The sequence below is a fragment of the Paenibacillus sp. 01L418 genome, from assembly GCF_056400045.1.
Genome location: NZ_JBFTSN010000007.1, coordinates 15,733 through 31,854, shown reverse-complemented (window position 1 = coordinate 31,854; position 16,122 = coordinate 15,733). Strand labels below are relative to the sequence as shown.

The window sequence follows — 16,122 nt, the reverse complement described above, 5'->3', positions numbered from 1 at the left end:
TACCTTCATATCTAAGTTAGTGAAAAAATAAACTGTAAGTTACACGGAGGGAATTATGAAAAATAATGTTGAAATATTTCTGGAACATATCGAAGCAACATTCGGAGATGAATATCAAATAAAAAGGATAAATTCAATTGGTGATGGTAATCCAATACACTTATTTATATATAACGACTTACCAGAAGAAGGTATGATGACATTTATTACCTACGGGCTTTCGGAAGCAGACCATTCAGAATGGGTAGGGGGAAAGCCTGAATTAATATTGAGTTTAGAGACAAACGACCCTTCATGGGGATTTGCTATAGCTCACTTAGTTGCAGAGAGAAGAGGTATTAAGAGATTTTCATTTGGCGATTTATTTATATTTGATGAACCAGTAAGCGAAGAATCTGATATGGTTGGATTTTTTGCGTTTGCACCTTCAATAATAGACAATGTAACCTCAAGAATTGAAACAACTGACAAGCCTATATTTTTAACTGGGATGTACCCGATTTACCGAGAAGAGATTGAATTGTATAACGAAGTAGGTTTACAGGAATTTTGGTTTACTGAAGGATTCGATTTATACAATGTTAAGAGAAAGAACTTAGCCTTTAAATGATTTTTTTATTACGAGGGTGGGTAAAGTTAGTTGAATAGAACATATTAATGAGCAGGCGCTGCGGAACCTGCTCTCATTTTATATGAAGCTTACTAGCAGACTAATTAAAAGAACTGAAATAAGTTACTACGAAATGGGTTGATTCTGATATACCAATTTGTTATGAGGGGTAAACAGGGTTGTTTCATACAAATCTCTTTAGATGAAGTATTCGGGTTTCCGAATATGACAAGCCCTTTTGGTGGTTATGATGTAAAGGGAATCGCAGAAATTAAGAGCGGAAACTATTACGTAAAGGGTGAGTTATGGTTTACAACTGGTGAAACATATGAGTTCTACAATCAGTTGGTTAAATGTTGGGCGGAGTTAAAGGGATTGGCAACATTTTGTTCTACTGAAGCAAACCTAGAGCTCAAAGTTAAATTTATTAATAGAAGGCAAATCTCAATAGTAGGTTATTTCAAGGAATTTGCACATCAAGATAATGAGATGAAATTTGAAATCGAAAGCGAGCAAATTTTTTTCGGAGAGACGGTCGAAGGACTAGAAGAAATAGTGAATCATCATGGTGGTTTAAAAGGGATACAACATGAATGTTGAACCGAGTGGCAATAGTGATTAAGTATGAAATATGATGACGTATTGATAAATCAGCGGAAACAAAAGCTTGAAATTGTATTCGTTCGTAACATTTCACTTGCATTTTCGTCTAAAGGTTATACTGAATAGGGGTGAAAATGTTGAAAAAGTTAGTATTAGGAGTAGCCTTAGCAATTTTCGTATGTGTATTTGCTGGTTGCAGTTCCTCGTCAGACGACAAAAAGGGGAATTACATTATTGCAAAGGAAGAGCAAAAAATCTTAGTAGCGAAGGACATCTCTTGGAAAGATGCAGAAAGTATGGACTTTGAAACATTTAAAAAGAATGATATTGAATTAATAAATTATATTGTTGAGGATACTCTGCTCTACAACGAGCTGGCGATAGGTGAATCAGTTAATGTAACTCCCAAAACGAATGATAATGGTGAATATGTTGTAATGCAATCTTATCCCCCACAAATTATAGCTGGTAAAATAGAAAGGCAGAACACTAGGCAGATTATAGGTCATTAAGTTTTTGCTATCTGTAGGATAAAATACAGGTAGAAATCTTTTATAATTATTTAGTAAATTGAAAATAGGCATTCTCGTTGGTAATATAGGCAAATAAGCATGCGATAGGAGTGAATGGTGTCGTGATTATTGTTGTTCTTAATCAGTTGAAAAAATAACTGAATATATGAGGTTTGGCTTAATTGGAGGTGATCGCAGTTATGATCTGCATACCTGCTATTTGGCTGAACTCGTACATTAAGAACAATAGCAATATCATACGCCCTTACTCTAACGCGACTTATGTGCGCGGTAATTGTATTCTTATATCAGGTATAATGAAATTCATTCCTGTGAATAGGGATCGCTTAGGAGATTAGAGGCTGCAGATGAAGCTATGTTCATCTGTGGTCTTTTTGTCGTTCTCGGATGTCTTGTGGAGAGGTATCAAACGGCAGTAATTCGTGTTTTCATTCTATTATTTTGAGAATTTACAAGGAGGTATGGAGTATGCAATTAAACAATTGGTCTATGGATACCATTAGTTATGATTTATCGAAGGAATATTCTATTCGGAAGGCGGAGCCAGAAGAATGGGGATTGTATTGTTCTGTATATTATAATATGCAATATAATGGTTTTTTTAGAGAAGAAAGCTATGCAGCATCGCGAAGAAATTCATTTTGGATTTATAAGGGAGAGAATAAAATCGGTGGTGTAAGAATGGCGCCCAACGTAATCTACCATTTGTTTTTTATTCCTCCTTTTAATGATGCATTCAAGATATTGAAGCTGCTTAAAAAAATAGTAATGCATTGGTCTGACAGAACGCAGCCAATTAAGACTTTTGAGGTTCTTCCAGATCAAGTTCAATTATTTGCGAGGGCAGGCTTCTGGGCGGATGAATTCAGATGCCGTTGGATGCAGCGTCCTACAGATCATTTCGAAGTGATCTGGGATGATAATCTAATTATTAAAAGTCCCCAAATTGAAGAAAACGAGATGGGAGCTAAGCGATTCATCAATGAAGATGACATTGCTCATTGTGACTATGAAAGCTTTAAAGGCGGATTTGAAGCAGTAAGGAGAAAAAAGTTTTCTTTAGAAGATTTTATTCCAAATGAAGATCCTAATTATTCGAATGACATATTAGTTCAGGCTTCAACACTAATCTATGATAAGAACTCTGGTCAGCTCATTGCCAATTGTCGTCTTTGTCTACAAGATAACATGGCAGCAGTATATAGTATCGGTGTAATACCTGCTCATAGAGGAAGAGGGCTGGCTACACTTATGCTGCAAAGAGCGCTGAGTATGCTGAAAAATAAATATTCAATTCTACGATTGTATGTGATGGAAGGTAATGATGCAGAATCTGTTTATTTTAATCTCGGGTTCGTGCCCGGAGTACAGGAGATACAAAATATGTATATACCTGCGCAACCATAGCGGGGTGACCGTTTGATTGTTTCGATTTTTCTGATTTTTTAAAGTAAATACTTGAAATGTATGGTATGGTATTTTGTGGTGAATGTCATACCATAGGGGCTGTGTAAGAATGATAGGGGATACGACGGAAAAAGAGCGGACAATATTTGATCATGCTGGAAATACAATTAAGACAGAAGATCGAGAGATTCGTATTCTTGCCAAGTATGAGGAGCCATTGGTTGTCGTACTAGGAAATGTGCTTAGCGATGAGGAATGCGATGAGCTAATTAGACATTCTAGGGAACAATTGCAGCGTTCAAAAATAAGTGGAGATCGTGCAGAGAACCAAATTAGAACGAGCAGTGGAGTATTTTGTGAGGAGAATGAGACGATTACAAAAATCGAAAAAAGATTCTCTCAAATTATGAATATTCCCATTGAGCATGGCGACGGCTTGCAAGTTTTGCTATATACCCCTGGCCAAGAGTATCAGCCACATTATGATTTTTTCGCAGAAACAAATCGAGCAAGTGCTAACAATCGAATTAGTACGCTTATAATGTATTTGAATGATGTGGAGGAAGGCGGAGAAACGGCGTTCCCTCTGCTTAATATTTCAGTTTTTCCTAACAAAGGCATGGCTGTTTACTTTGAATATTTTTATAACAATAATGAAATAAATGATTTCACCTTGCATGCAGGTACACCGGTGATTAAAGGTGAAAAGTGGGTCGCGACGATGTGGATGAGAAGACAGGCGCTGCGCATTTCATAAAGAGTGATTTGGAAGCAATGAATATAAGGAATCATACTACTCACAGCAATCAAATCATTGCGCTGAGGCGAATTGTCGTTGTACTTTGGCGCAGTTCGCTTCCACAATGTGAAACCCCGACCATAAGAGGTCGGGGTTTTTGCTTTTTCACTTATTAAGCAGCCATTTTAATTTTTAATGAATAGGTTGATTACATCACTTAATACCCTCGTAAGTCACTTTAAACAGGTATTACAGCTTCAGCTTTCTAATGCCTCTAGGCAGCAGATCATTGTGGGTTCGGGCAAAAAGAATTTAACTTTCTCCTACTTATAAATCCAATAACAAAGAGACCTTCAGGCATCTCTTTTTTCCATTTATAAATTCAAACGGATAAATTAGTAAGATTTAGGAGCTTGTTCGGTTATTCTCTGATAAAATTAAGCATAAGGAGTTTAATATCTATATTTTAACGATGTAGCTGTGTTGATAACGATGCTTCTTAAAAAGTTGAATTGGAGTAAGTTACTGTAATAGCAGGGGAAGTGTGAACGTTGGATAACGGGAGATTTTTGAAGCTGTTTGGGCTTATTGGCGGTGTTGCGATTCTGAATATTGTTGTGTTGTCACCTGGGCTTCTAGGTGTGGAAATAGGAGGTGAAAGTGTACTTGAAACGGCTTCAGGCGTAACGTTATTGGTTGTAAGCCTTCTTGTTATGTTATATGGGAGTTATAGTTTGCTTTTTAAACCGCCAGTTGCGCTGCCTGTAAAAAACATTACAACGCGTGAGGATTATATTGCAGCGCTTCAACCGTATCGACATGCAAAAGATCTTAAAAATGATATGGCTCTTGCTTTGGATCAGCTGGAACGCATAGATAAGAAGAAGACCGCCTTGACCGAGGTTCTGAGCCAGCGATTTGATCAGACGGAATTAAGCTATAAGAAGTTCGATTCGGTTATTTATGAGGTTGAGAAGCTGTTCTATCTTAATATTAGAGGTATTCTCAATAAGCTTAGTGTATTCAATGCCTCTGGATACGCCAACTTCACAGGCCAACAACAACCCGCGGGGCTATCTAACAAGCTAGTACAGGAAAAAACAAATTTATACAAGGAGTACTTATCCTACGTGACGGGTTATCTTCGTGCGAATGAAGAAATTTTGCTTAAGCTAGATAAATTATTATTGGAAATATCGCTGTTAAACAGTACCGACTACAGAGATGTTGAGGAAATGTCATGCATGAAGGAAATCGATATATTAATCAAGCAGACTAAATTATATAAGCATGGAGAGGGAGACGGATATGGCAGGTAAGGGGAAAGCTTTTGTAGTGATAGGAGCTATTGCAGTGTCTGTTTTTTTGCTTGTTTATTTGGGCATTAGCTTAACTTCAAATTTAGGTAAAACAAAGACGCAGATCACGACGGAAGATGCAGCAAAAAAGCTTGATAAATTATATAAAGATGTGTCTGTGAAAACGATAGAGCCAATCAAGGGTCAAATCGATCTCGATCCCGCGTCAATTGGTGATTCCTTACCCGATATTTCGAAGTTTCCGGTTTCAGTAACGAATACAACGGACAGCTTTGTAGAGATTTTCTCATCCACAGAGAAATCAGGAACGGGTGTTGATGGCTGGTTAAACGAGGTGGCTAAAGAATTCAATAAATCCAATACGACGGTAAATGGAAAGCCGGTTTCGGTCATGATCCGTAATATTGCTTCGGGAACTGCTACCGATTATATCAGATCAGGCAAATATATACCGGATGCTTTTACTCCTTCCAACGAGCTGTGGGGAGAAATGGTGAAAGTGGATGGCATCCAAGCTGAGCTGGTCTCTAAGCGTCTTGTTGGCAATGTTACTGGCATTGTAGCAACGAAGGCGAAATATGATGAGCTGGTCGATAAATACGGTTCTCTGAATTTAAAAACAGTAACTGATGCTATCGCGGATAATGAGCTGGCTATGGGGTATACAGATCCATTTGCCAGTTCTACAGGGCTAAACTTTCTGGTGACTGCCCTCGGAACCTTTGACAGCTCCAATCTGCTTGGGGAGAAAGCGGTTCAAGGCTTTGAGAAGTTCCAGGCAAATGTACCTTTTATTGCTTCTACCACGCTGCAAATGCGTGAGGCAGCTAAGACAGGTATGCTTGATGCTTTTGTTCTTGAGTATCAAACCTTTGTGAACGCAACAGATTTCAAAGCGGGTTATGTTTTCACCCCTTTCGGTGTCAGGCATGACAGCCCGCTTTATGCTTTAGGTGATTTGCCAAAGGATAAGCTCGACATTATTCAGAAGTTTGCCGATTTTGTGGAACAAGAAAAATATCAGAAATTAGCGGAGCAAAAGGGTTTTAATGGCCTCAATGACTATAAGTCTGAGCTTGAAGCGGTGGATGGCAGTATTCTGTCTGCTGCCCAGAAGCTGTGGAAGGAGAAGAAGAACGGGAGTAAACCGATTGCGGCTGTGTTTGTAGCAGACGTATCAGGGAGTATGGGTGGTGAGCCATTAAACCGTTTGAAGGAATCGCTGCTGAAAGGACAAAAGTTTTTGGGACGGGACAACAGTATTGGATTCGTTTCTTACTCCAGTGATGTGGCCATTAATCTTCCTATAGGGAAGTATGACACGAATCAGCAGTCGATGTTCGTTGGGGCCATAGACAGCCTTCAAGCCAGTGGAGGAACAGCTACTTTTGACGGTATTGTGGTGGCAATGAAAATGCTTCAGGATGAGATAGCCTTGAATCCGGATGTGAAGCCGCTAATCTTTGTGCTCAGCGACGGGGAAACGAATGAAGGGCATTCGCTTAAAGATATTAGAGGACTGATTGAGACGTACAAGATCCCGATCTACACGATAGGTTACAATGCGAACATCAAGGCGCTTCAAAGTATTTCGAGCATCAATGAGGCGGCCAGCATTAACGCAGATACAGAGGATGTTGTTTATAAAATCAGCAATTTGCTCAACGTTCAAATGTAAGGATTATCAATGAGGAGGGGCTTCAATGTCATTTTCTATGGAAGTGATTAGTGAGGAAAAACTGAAATCAGCAATGGAGGAGCAGGTTAAGCCCGAGCCAGAGGAATTAACGCAGCTGAAGGAGCTGGCTTTAAATAATGTTTCTACGATTTTGGCATTGGATATCGAGTCATTGGAGAAACGGAGGGCGGTCTTGCAATCCATCGATAGCTTCGGGATGAGCTCCATGCGGTCATCCTCGGAGAAAAATGCTCTTTTGCAGGTTTCTGTAGGGAACTTATCAAAAACAGGGGATGAAGGCGGGCAGGTAGCCAAGGGCTTGGCGGAGCTGCATCTTCAGTTAAAAGATCTAGATCCCAGCGTCATAGATTTTGCGAAAAGTGGCGTTTTAGGCATGTTGTTTAACCCTTTGCGGCGTTATTTTGTAAAGTACCAGAAAGCAGATGCTGTCATTTCGGACATCATAATTTCTTTGGATAAGGGAAAAACGGTATTGAAAAATGATAATACAACCTTGGAAATTGAGCAGCATGCTCTCAGGGAGCTCACTAAAAAGCTTCAAAAGGAGATCCAACTGGGTGTGTTAATGGATTCGGAAATTGAATCGCAGATCGAAGCAGCTAAACTGCGTCAAGAATCTGAAGACAAAATCCTGTTCATCACAGAGGAAGTTTTGTTTCCTTTGCGCCAGCGTCTCATGGATTTGCAGCAAATGCTGGTCGTTAATCAACAAGGGATTATGGCAATTGAAGTTGTCATGAGAAATAATAAGGAGCTTATGAGAGGGGTAGACAGAGCAAGGAACGTTACCGTTTCTGCCCTGAAAATTTCAGTCACAGTGGCCAGCGCACTCTACAATCAAAGGATTGTACTAAAAAAGATTGAGCTTCTCAATCAAACCACGGACACTCTCATCAGCGGCACTTCAAAAATGCTGAAAGACCAAGGCGCAGCGATCCATAAGCAATCACTTGAAACAAATATTTCAGTCGACACGATGAAACAGGCTTTTGTTGATGTGCTGTCGGCGTTAGATTCAATTAGCACCTATAAGCAGGAGGCGCTTCCTCGTATGCGTGAAACCATTAGTCAGTTCAGAGAACTGGCAAATGAGGGAGAGAGCAGAATTTTGCGGCTGGAGAAGGGGCAAAAGTTAGGCTTGTAAATTGCACGATGAGGAGGGGAGACGCCCCTCTAATTAAAAGAGTTGATATACTAGTAAATGCATCAATTAATTTGCAAATACGTACAAACACCCCCGGCGATAACCGCCGGGGGTGTTTAGCTGCTTATTATTCTATTCAAAACTGACAGCAACGACTCCGCCGATTTGTTTCATTTCGGCTACGATTTCCTTCGGCTCCATGGTTCTTGGAACGACGATATCAAGCTTTACTTCCCAGCATAGCGGCATATCAAGTGATGGACGTATCCGCTGCAGCATCATTTTTTGCGTCATAATCGAGCGGCTGGCAAGCCTCTGGGTGACGATGTCCAGCAGTTCCTCTTCTGTCTCCGCCTGAATGGTAAGCTTTCTAACCTTCTTGCTCTTCAGAAAACGGTGCTCCACTTTATTGAAAACCCATAATGTGATGAACACAAGAATCGTTCYTGCCGCTGCGCTGAAATAAAAGCCCGCACCGATCTGCAGCCCAATGGCTGCGACGACCCATAAGGAAGCGGCTGTTGTCAGTCCCGTAATAGACTTGCCTGTGAATAGAATCGTGCCGGCTCCGAGAAAGCCGACGCCGGTAATGACAGCCGTTGCTAGCCGCGCCGGGTCAATCCGTACGTTGGGCTCTCCCGCAAATTCAGCGAAGCCGTAAATGGACAGCAGCATGATCATCGAAGAGCCGAGGCAAACCAGAATATGCGTGCGGAGCCCAGCCGGATGATTTTGCTGCTCCCGTTCGAAGCCGATGAGACCGCCATGAAATACGGCTAGAGACAACCGGATTAGGATGGTGGCATGGTCAATAACCCACGGGTTATCCAAGGCGATCACCGACTAATTGGAACCATCAACCGTTCGCGTTTGCGGAATATGGCCCATTCTCGATACCCAATTTCATATAAATGGCTGCCGATGGCCGAGAAATGCTCGCCTACACGTTCGGGCTGGTGCGCATCGGAGCCGAAGGTCACCTTAACCCCATAATGGAGCGCGCGTTCTAGGAAATAGCCATCCGGCACCCAATTGTTGTCGGAAGAATTGATTTCGATGACGACGTCGCTAGCAGCGATTGCTTTCAACGTGACGTCGGCAGCTTCTGTGCGGAGCTCTGGATAACCGTAGAAGTAGCGGTTCAATGAATCGACATGACCTAAAATATCATATAATCCACACTTGGCGGACTGAGCGATATAATCATAAAATAAATTTTTCACTTCCAATTTACGTGCTGCAGTCAAGCCTTCCCAATACTCTGAATCGTATATGCCGATACCGGCGAATTCATGCACAGAGCCAATAACATAATCAAAAGGATAAGAAGCGATAACCGAGCGGTATAAATCCAGATGTTCAGGTAAAAAATCAGCTTCGATGCCGAGCAGCACCTCTATTTTTTCTTCATAGTCTTTCTTTAGCTCCAAGACCTCTTTAATATAAGCTGGAAACTCGCTTTTTGCCATGCTGCCAGTTAAGGAAGGACGATCCTCAGCAATTGCAAAAAATGGCGTATGATCCGAGATGCCGATAATATCTAATCCCTGTGTTATTGCTGCTTCGATATATTCCTTGACCGAACCAACTGCGTGTCCGCAGCGTTCATGATGCGTATGATAGTCAAACTTCATGTAGTACCTCCGATGAATGCGTGATGAATACTAGATTAATTTAGCCTTTAGAGCCGGATACAACGATTCCTTGAATGAAATACTTTTGAGCAAAAAAGAAAATGAACAGCAGCGGCAAAATCGCGACCAGCGAAGCTGCCATCAACAGATGCCACGGTGTTGCCCCGTATGCAGCTGTAAAATTAGCGAGCCCGAGTGAAACCGGGTATTTCGTCATATCGTTCAAATAAATGAGCGGTCCGAATAGATCATTCCATCTCGATATCAGCTCCAAAATAGCCGCTGTTGCAAACGCAGGCATGGAGAGGGGAATTAGGATGCGGAAATACATCGTGAAATGGCTTCCTCCATCGATTTTGACGGCTTCATCMAATTCTTTGGTAATGCCCAAATAAAATTGGCGCATTAGAAAAATGGTGAAGGAGCTTGCTGTAAAAGCTGGGATCACGAGCGGCAGATACGTGCCTGTCCAGTGCAGCTTTGTAAACAGCAAATATTGCGGAATCAAGGTGACTTGGGACGGAATCATCATCGTACTGAGGACAAGCCCGAATAAAAGCATACTTCCGCGCGCCCGCAATCTTGCAAAAGCGAAGGCGGCCATCGACGAGGAGAATACGACTGCACCTACCGTCACGGCTGAGTACCACACCGAGTTCCATAGGAAACGAGCCATAGGGGCATCGATGAAAATCTGCTTAAAGTTGATCCACTGCAAATGGGCTGGAAACCACGTCATCGGAACGCGATGAATTTCGCCGATGGTCTTAAGCGAAGTGGAGAGCATCCAAAACAGAGGAAATGCGAACAATAGAACGCCTCCGTATAGAAGGATATAGATGATTGTTTTGTCCATCAGACGCAAATCGCCGTGATTGTACGATTTTTTTCGCTTCATAATAAAGGAACCTCCTTTACTTCGAGTCATATTCATAGTGGACGAATTTTTTGGAGCCCCACAGCGATACGAGAGTCAGCGCGAAAATAAGCAGGAATAATATCCAGGCCTGAGCGGAGGCATACCCCATCCGGAACTGCTTGAATGCAGTATCAAATAAATAATACACGTAGAAATAGGAGTTCCAGTCCGGCCCTCCCTTCGTGATAACGTAGGCTTCCGTAAAGATTTGCAGCGATCCGATCATGCTAATAATGGTATTGAATAAAATGACAGGTGAAATAAGCGGAATCGTAATTTTACGGAACTTTGCGAAACCGCTCGCCCCTTCCATAGATGCGGCTTCAAACAGATCTGCCGGCAGCGATTGCAGCGCGGCAAGAAAGATCACCATCGTGCTGCCTGATGCCGTCAATTGCATGAGTACCATGGACGGAACGACCGTACCCGGGCTCGTAAACCAACCTGGTCCTTGAATGCCAAACCAATCATAAAGGACTGAGTTCACGACACCGAACTGCGGGTTAAGCAGCCATGACCACAAAAAGGAGACGGCTACACCAGATATAATGCTTGGTGCGTAATACAGCGTGCGTAGGAGCGATTGCCCCTTGATTTTTTGATTAAGCAGAACGGCAACAATCAAAGATGTCAGTATCGTAAACGGTACGGCCATAACGCTGTAATAGAGAGTCACGGACAATGACTTGTAAAACAGCCGGTCTCCGAACAGCGTGCTGTAATTGCTTGTTCCTGCGAATGTCGGGGACGAGATGACATTGTAATCAGTGAAGCTGAGCAGCAGCGAGACGAGAATCGGTCCCCCGGTGAAGCATATAAAACCGATAAACCAAGGGGCTATGAAAAACCAAAACGACCGTTCCTCGCGCTTCATGGCCAGCGAAAGCTTTCTCATGGGCTACCTCCGTTGGGCCGGCGGATGCCTTCTAATGAAGGGCATCCGCTCGGCTGAAATTTACTTAAAGCTCTGGCTGCTATTGATTCAAATTCAACGATAGGAGGTTATCATTCAACACTTTCAAACCGTCGGCTATGCTCTTCTTGCCTCCCCATACCAGATAGAGCGATTGGTTCATCGTTTCTAGAACCGTATTGAATTTGACGATCAAATGGTTTTCAGCTTCCCGGCCATACTTGATCGAGCCTTCGTGAACCTGCTTGAATGCCTCAGGGTCCATGCCGATTTCTGCACCCATTTTGTCATACCAAAGCTTGAATAGGCTCGCGTCTGCCGGCGTTCTCCCTACTTCATTCATGTAACGGTAGGCGCCGCCGCCTTCAGCTGGATTAGCTAAATGCCGGACGAATTCCCAAGCCTCGTCGGGATGCTTGCTTGTTGCTGAGATGCTCCAAGGGTCAACATAAAGGGTAACCTTGCGTCCATCATGATAGGGAACAGCCGCAACGCCCCATTTGAAATCCGCTTGCTTGTAAGAGCCGAGTCCCCAGCCGCCGGAGATGTACATTCCGACTTTGCCGGTAAGGAAAGGATCGCCCAGCTGCGCGGATGCGGCTACTGTCTCTGCGTCCGGCGCTACTTTGTATTTATTGATCAAATCCACATTGAACTGCAGCGCTTCGACGTTAATCGGTTTCATTAGATCAGGCTCACCCATTACGCCAGATGTATAAGCTTCGGGCTTGAATAGATCTCCTCCGAATAGCCATGTCATTGCATTTGCGCTTAATGCGCTGGAGAAACCAAAAACCTGCTTGCGAGCGTCACCTACGTCATGAGACAACTTTTGTGCGGTTTCGAGCATCGCATCAAAATTCCAAGACTTATCATCCCAGTCGGTCGTCGGGTAAGAAAGGCCAGCAGCATCAAATAAGTCCTTGTTGTAATAAAGATAAGTAGCGTTGCTTACGAGCGGAACGCCGTAATTTTTGCCGTTGATTTTATAAATATCGAGCAGGTTAGGGTCCATTGTATCGAGCTCGGGAGCCCCTTTCTCAATATAAGGAGTAAGGTCCTTCAATGCGCCCATCTTCATATAAGTAGCAAATCCGCTATCCGCCTGATTAGGATTCCAAACATCTGGCGCATTGCCGCTGGCAATCAAGGTAGTCAGCTTTTGATCGAATTGATCGTACGGGATATTCTCAAGCCGCACTTTAACATTCGGATGGCTTTCTTCGAAGGTCGAAACCATTGCGTCCTGCCATGCCTTTTTGTCTGGGTCTGCTGCCATTACCCAAACGATCTCAACCTTATCCTTGCCGTTGTTCTTTACCCCTCCGTTGCTGTTATTTTTTGACCCGGCTTCACCGCCGCAAGCAGACAACGTGGTAGAAAGGGAAAACAAAAGAAGTGCACTCATCACTAAACGATTTTTCGTTATTAGATTTTTCATGACAACCCCCGTATTCGTTTTTTTGAACCCACATTTACAAAATGTTAATAAAACTAACTCGAATTATTGATATTTCATTCCAAAAGCATGTTCTACTATGCATCACCCACTGTTGTTATGCCTTATTGCTAACCAATATAGCATATGATAATATGAATTATAAGCACATATCTTATCTAATTTATCATTTTTCTACGTATATTACTTTGAATATAAACTCATTACTTTACATGGTGGTGTAATGTTTGTGGAGTCAAATTTTTATGAAGCTGCGAAGTTTGATATTAGTCGTGAGAGAAAAACTGACACAAGCATGCCATCACGTCATTATCATAATGGCTATGAAATCTTCTATCTCGTCTCTGGTGATATCAGCTACTTTATCGAGGATAAAAGCTATCAGGTGGTTGGCGGCGCGTTATTGATCATCAATGTGAATGAGATTCATAAGCTGGTCAATTCAAGCAGAGAATCATTTGAGCGGATTACGCTGTTGTTTCAAGAGGAATTCCTTGAGGATATGTTTCCTTACAATGACAGCTTTCATGTGCTATCCAGCTTTTCAAGCGGCAAAAATTTCATGCCCTTAAACGGCCAAGAACAAAGCATGATCGAGAAGCTTTTCGATAAAATGATTGCGGAATTTATTAAGCAGCCTCCCGGCTATGAATATTATTTAAAAACACTGCTGTTCGAGCTGCTTATTTTCCTTTACCGCAAGACGTCAACGCTTCCTGCAGCTGAACATGATGGAAGCAATCCGATCAATAAAAAGATTTTCGAAATCGTTGACTATTTGAACCAGCATTATCATGAAAACCAAACGATTCAGGGCATATCCAGCAGGTTTTTCATCAGCTCCTCTTACTTTTGCAAAATGTTTCGGGAGAACACAGGCTTCACCTTCACAGAGTACTTGAACAATGTTCGAATCAAGGAGGCACGCCAGCTCTTAACGGGGAGCACCTTGAAAATAGCTGATATTGCTGAAAAGGTAGGCTTTGAGAGCATGACGCATTTTGGACGTATTTTCAAAGATATTACTGGCCATTCACCGCTCAAATACCGCCAAGCCTATAAGTTTGAATTGAATTAATCCAATAAAAAAAAGCCAACTCCGACGCAAATCATGCGCGGTTGTTGGCTTTTTTAGATTAAGCTAGTTATAGTTCAACCTTATTTCTGCGACTGCTCTACCTGTGCGATTAACGCATCTACCGCTTCATCCACGAGGTCAGGACCATAATTCCATTTATTACGGGTTATGTTTAAGACACGATTATTTTTTACTGCGGGAATGGCTTTATAGAGAGGCTCTTGGAATAGCTTTGTCATCTCTTCCAGCTCTTCATCCTTCATTTGTGTGAAGAAATAGTCTGCAGGCCGATCAGCCAAAGATTCCATCGACAACGCAGCGCCGCCGTCTGCAAATTTCTCAAATTGCTCTGGCATTTGGAAGCCTAGATCCTCATAGATCAGCTTGCCCAAAGTACCGCCTTTGCCTCCCAATAGAACCTCGCCCTTATAAAGAATGAACGTGATGGCGGTTGTACCTTCTTTAATATTAATATTGATCTCATCTCGGATACGCTCAAGCTTCTCCTCGAATGTAGAAATCCATGCTTCCGCCTCTGGCTTCCGGTTCATGACATCGCCCATCGCTCGGAGCGTATTGATGACATCTGGATCGCCGCCCCATGCTACGGCAACCGTTGGAGCTATTTTCTGATAAGTTTCGTAGATTTCAGCGCTATGATAGTCTGGCAGTATAATGATGTCTGGTTGCAGGGCAGATATAGCCTCTGCATTGCCAAGTCCATCACCAATACTTTCAGCCTCTGTCATGGTGTCTGGATATTGTTCAAGTGTACCTTGATCGACCCCAACTGGCTCTAGTCCTAGCGGCAGCAAATAACCACCGTATGTAATGACGACAGCCTTGCTCGGCTTAACGGGGATAGTCACTTCTCGCCCTAATGCATCCTTATAAAGCCTAGTCTCTGCCGGCAATGTATCTGTACTTTCACTTTGCTGCTTATTATCGCCCTCCGTAGACTGCTGCACATTTGAATCTGAACCACCACAAGCAGCAAGCAGCAACGATAGGCTAAACAATAGCGTTACAGCAAAAGAAGGCTTAAAACCAAAACTCATTTCATCCACTCTCCAAGTATCTTGTTGATAATGATTATCACTTTTAACAATATAACCTTCTTCTAGGGAGGGAGCAATGAACGATTCGGGCATAAAATTTGTGCGAACTGAACTTTTTAAACCGAGGTTATGCATTTTGAACTGAGCTGGTGTTTCGCCAGTTTGCTTTTTGAAAAGGCGGCTAAAATAATACATATCTGCATATCCGACACTGTAGGCGATATCACGAATGGTCACCTCTGTTTCATTTAGCAAAAACTTAGCTTGATTCATACGTGTCTGAACGAGATACTCCATAGGGCTGCATCCATATTTTCGTTTAAACACTCTGGAGAGGTAGTGTGTGCTGTAATGAAATATATTCGCGATCATCTCCATGGAGATCGTTTCGTGATAATGCGCATGAATATAATTAGCGATCTGTACAGCCAGATCTGGCGGGGCAGCTTCAGTATCAGCGATACGCAGCTGGCGGAACTGCTCATGCACGAATTGGTAGAAGAGGCCTGTCACCTGCAGCCGGTCCAGCTCTTCACTCAGCTTCCAATGCTGCTGCATAGACTCAAGCAGAGCAAGCAGAGACAAGGGGTGTTTTGCTTTAAAAGTATATTGCTGCCCAAATGGAGCATGCTGTTCAGCTTGTCTTTGGGTAGATTGAGGAGATAAGCCGCGCAAAGGTTTATATAAAATAAGATAGTAGTCAAAAGGACGGCTCAGACAGCTGATATTCAGCGATGCGCCTTTGCCGCCGTGCAGCAGCTGGGAATTTGCGGATTCGACAGCCATTCCATCAAGACTTATTTTAGCCTCACCTTGGTTAGTGAAGATAAAAGCATTTGCTGGAAGGCGGTAAGCTTGCAATCCCTCACCTGTCTTCATTGCCAAATGCCGAATATCAAGCACTTTAACCGGCGTTTGGCTCCATATTGTGATGGTCTCATGCCATTCCATAACCACACCCCGTGACGGATTACATAGAATTATTTTACTAGTGAGAATACATATCA

General features: G+C 42.6%; 15 protein-coding genes. 9 read left to right on the top strand and 6 right to left on the bottom strand.

Annotation, left to right across the window (positions count from 1 at the left end):
* Nucleotides 1–55 precede the first annotated feature (55 nt).
* The 8 genes from AC1DSE_RS02005 (at nucleotide 56) to AC1DSE_RS01970 (ending at nucleotide 8,054) form a co-directional block, all read left to right on the top strand.
* Nucleotides 56–610 (top strand): suppressor of fused domain protein, encoded by a 555-nt coding sequence (locus AC1DSE_RS02005; protein ID WP_477512476.1) that lies wholly within the window; start codon nucleotides 56–58, stop codon nucleotides 608–610.
* Nucleotides 611–772: 162 nt separating this feature from the next.
* Complete coding sequence (locus AC1DSE_RS02000; RefSeq protein WP_477512475.1) at nucleotides 773–1,210, top strand: WapI family immunity protein; 438 nt, start codon at nucleotides 773–775, stop codon at nucleotides 1,208–1,210.
* 140 nt (nucleotides 1,211–1,350) lie between these two features.
* On the top strand, nucleotides 1,351–1,725 hold the full coding sequence (locus tag AC1DSE_RS01995) for a DUF3221 domain-containing protein (protein WP_441881190.1): 375 nt from the start codon (nucleotides 1,351–1,353) through the stop codon (nucleotides 1,723–1,725).
* A gap of 489 nt (nucleotides 1,726–2,214) precedes the next feature.
* On the top strand, nucleotides 2,215–3,153 hold the full coding sequence (locus tag AC1DSE_RS01990) for a GNAT family N-acetyltransferase (protein ID WP_441881189.1): 939 nt from the start codon (nucleotides 2,215–2,217) through the stop codon (nucleotides 3,151–3,153).
* Nucleotides 3,154–3,262: 109 nt separating this feature from the next.
* Nucleotides 3,263–3,910, top strand: a complete 648-nt coding sequence (locus AC1DSE_RS01985) for a 2OG-Fe(II) oxygenase (protein WP_339206093.1) — start codon at nucleotides 3,263–3,265, stop codon at nucleotides 3,908–3,910.
* A gap of 533 nt (nucleotides 3,911–4,443) precedes the next feature.
* Nucleotides 4,444–5,211 (top strand): hypothetical protein, encoded by a 768-nt coding sequence (locus AC1DSE_RS01980; RefSeq protein WP_477512472.1) that lies wholly within the window; start codon nucleotides 4,444–4,446, stop codon nucleotides 5,209–5,211.
* Entirely contained in the window at nucleotides 5,201–6,889 is a 1,689-nt protein-coding gene (locus tag AC1DSE_RS01975) for a vWA domain-containing protein (protein WP_477512471.1), read from the top strand. Before AC1DSE_RS01980 ends, AC1DSE_RS01975 begins: the two co-directional genes overlap by 11 nt.
* Nucleotides 6,890–6,914: 25 nt before the next feature.
* Nucleotides 6,915–8,054 carry a toxic anion resistance protein gene (locus AC1DSE_RS01970; RefSeq protein ID WP_339206099.1) on the top strand — a complete coding sequence of 380 codons (1,140 nt, stop codon included), beginning with the start codon at nucleotides 6,915–6,917 and terminating at the stop codon, nucleotides 8,052–8,054.
* 132 nt (nucleotides 8,055–8,186) lie between these two features.
* Here the strand turns inward: AC1DSE_RS01970 and AC1DSE_RS01965 are convergent, their stop codons facing one another.
* From AC1DSE_RS01965 to AC1DSE_RS01945, 5 genes are all read right to left on the bottom strand, one after another.
* Entirely contained in the window at nucleotides 8,187–8,885 is a 699-nt protein-coding gene (locus AC1DSE_RS01965; protein ID WP_477527353.1) for an MgtC/SapB family protein, read from the bottom strand.
* Nucleotides 8,886–8,890: 5 nt separating this feature from the next.
* Nucleotides 8,891–9,688 (bottom strand): histidinol-phosphatase, encoded by a 798-nt coding sequence (locus AC1DSE_RS01960; RefSeq protein WP_441881185.1) that lies wholly within the window; start codon nucleotides 9,686–9,688, stop codon nucleotides 8,891–8,893.
* A gap of 40 nt (nucleotides 9,689–9,728) precedes the next feature.
* Nucleotides 9,729–10,586, bottom strand: a complete 858-nt coding sequence (locus AC1DSE_RS01955) for a carbohydrate ABC transporter permease (RefSeq protein WP_477527352.1) — start codon at nucleotides 10,584–10,586, stop codon at nucleotides 9,729–9,731.
* Nucleotides 10,587–10,602: 16 nt separating this feature from the next.
* Entirely contained in the window at nucleotides 10,603–11,502 is a 900-nt protein-coding gene (locus tag AC1DSE_RS01950; RefSeq protein ID WP_076270705.1) for a carbohydrate ABC transporter permease, read from the bottom strand.
* A gap of 79 nt (nucleotides 11,503–11,581) precedes the next feature.
* Nucleotides 11,582–12,961: an ABC transporter substrate-binding protein gene (locus AC1DSE_RS01945; protein WP_441881183.1), complete on the bottom strand. Its 1,380-nt coding sequence runs from the start codon at nucleotides 12,959–12,961 to the stop codon at nucleotides 11,582–11,584.
* A 247-nt stretch (nucleotides 12,962–13,208) separates the two neighbouring features.
* Between AC1DSE_RS01945 and AC1DSE_RS01940 the strand changes: the two genes are divergently transcribed.
* Nucleotides 13,209–14,057 (top strand): helix-turn-helix transcriptional regulator, encoded by an 849-nt coding sequence (locus AC1DSE_RS01940; protein ID WP_339206102.1) that lies wholly within the window; start codon nucleotides 13,209–13,211, stop codon nucleotides 14,055–14,057.
* 80 nt (nucleotides 14,058–14,137) lie between these two features.
* Here AC1DSE_RS01940 and AC1DSE_RS01935 read toward each other — a convergent pair whose 3' ends face one another.
* Entirely contained in the window at nucleotides 14,138–16,066 is a 1,929-nt protein-coding gene (locus AC1DSE_RS01935; RefSeq protein ID WP_477512469.1) for an ABC transporter substrate-binding protein, read from the bottom strand.
* Between the last annotated feature and the right edge of the window lie 56 nt (nucleotides 16,067–16,122).

Bases quoted from the DNA above. Each gene is read 5' to 3' on its own strand.
- AC1DSE_RS01990 (WP_441881189.1), top strand. From the start codon at position 2,215: ATGCAATTAAACAATTGGTCTATGGATACCATTAGTTATGATTTATCG.
- AC1DSE_RS01970 (WP_339206099.1), top strand. From the start codon at position 6,915: ATGTCATTTTCTATGGAAGTGATTAGTGAGGAAAAACTGAAATCAGCA.
- AC1DSE_RS01985 (WP_339206093.1), top strand. From the start codon at position 3,263: ATGATAGGGGATACGACGGAAAAAGAGCGGACAATATTTGATCATGCT.
- AC1DSE_RS01950 (WP_076270705.1), bottom strand. From the start codon at position 11,502: ATGAGAAAGCTTTCGCTGGCCATGAAGCGCGAGGAACGGTCGTTTTGG.
- AC1DSE_RS01960 (WP_441881185.1), bottom strand. From the start codon at position 9,688: ATGAAGTTTGACTATCATACGCATCATGAACGCTGCGGACACGCAGTT.
- AC1DSE_RS02005 (WP_477512476.1), top strand. From the start codon at position 56: ATGAAAAATAATGTTGAAATATTTCTGGAACATATCGAAGCAACATTC.
- AC1DSE_RS01975 (WP_477512471.1), top strand. From the start codon at position 5,201: ATGGCAGGTAAGGGGAAAGCTTTTGTAGTGATAGGAGCTATTGCAGTG.
- AC1DSE_RS01945 (WP_441881183.1), bottom strand. From the start codon at position 12,961: ATGAAAAATCTAATAACGAAAAATCGTTTAGTGATGAGTGCACTTCTT.
- AC1DSE_RS02000 (WP_477512475.1), top strand. From the start codon at position 773: ATGAGGGGTAAACAGGGTTGTTTCATACAAATCTCTTTAGATGAAGTA.
- AC1DSE_RS01935 (WP_477512469.1), bottom strand. From the start codon at position 16,066: ATGGAATGGCATGAGACCATCACAATATGGAGCCAAACGCCGGTTAAA.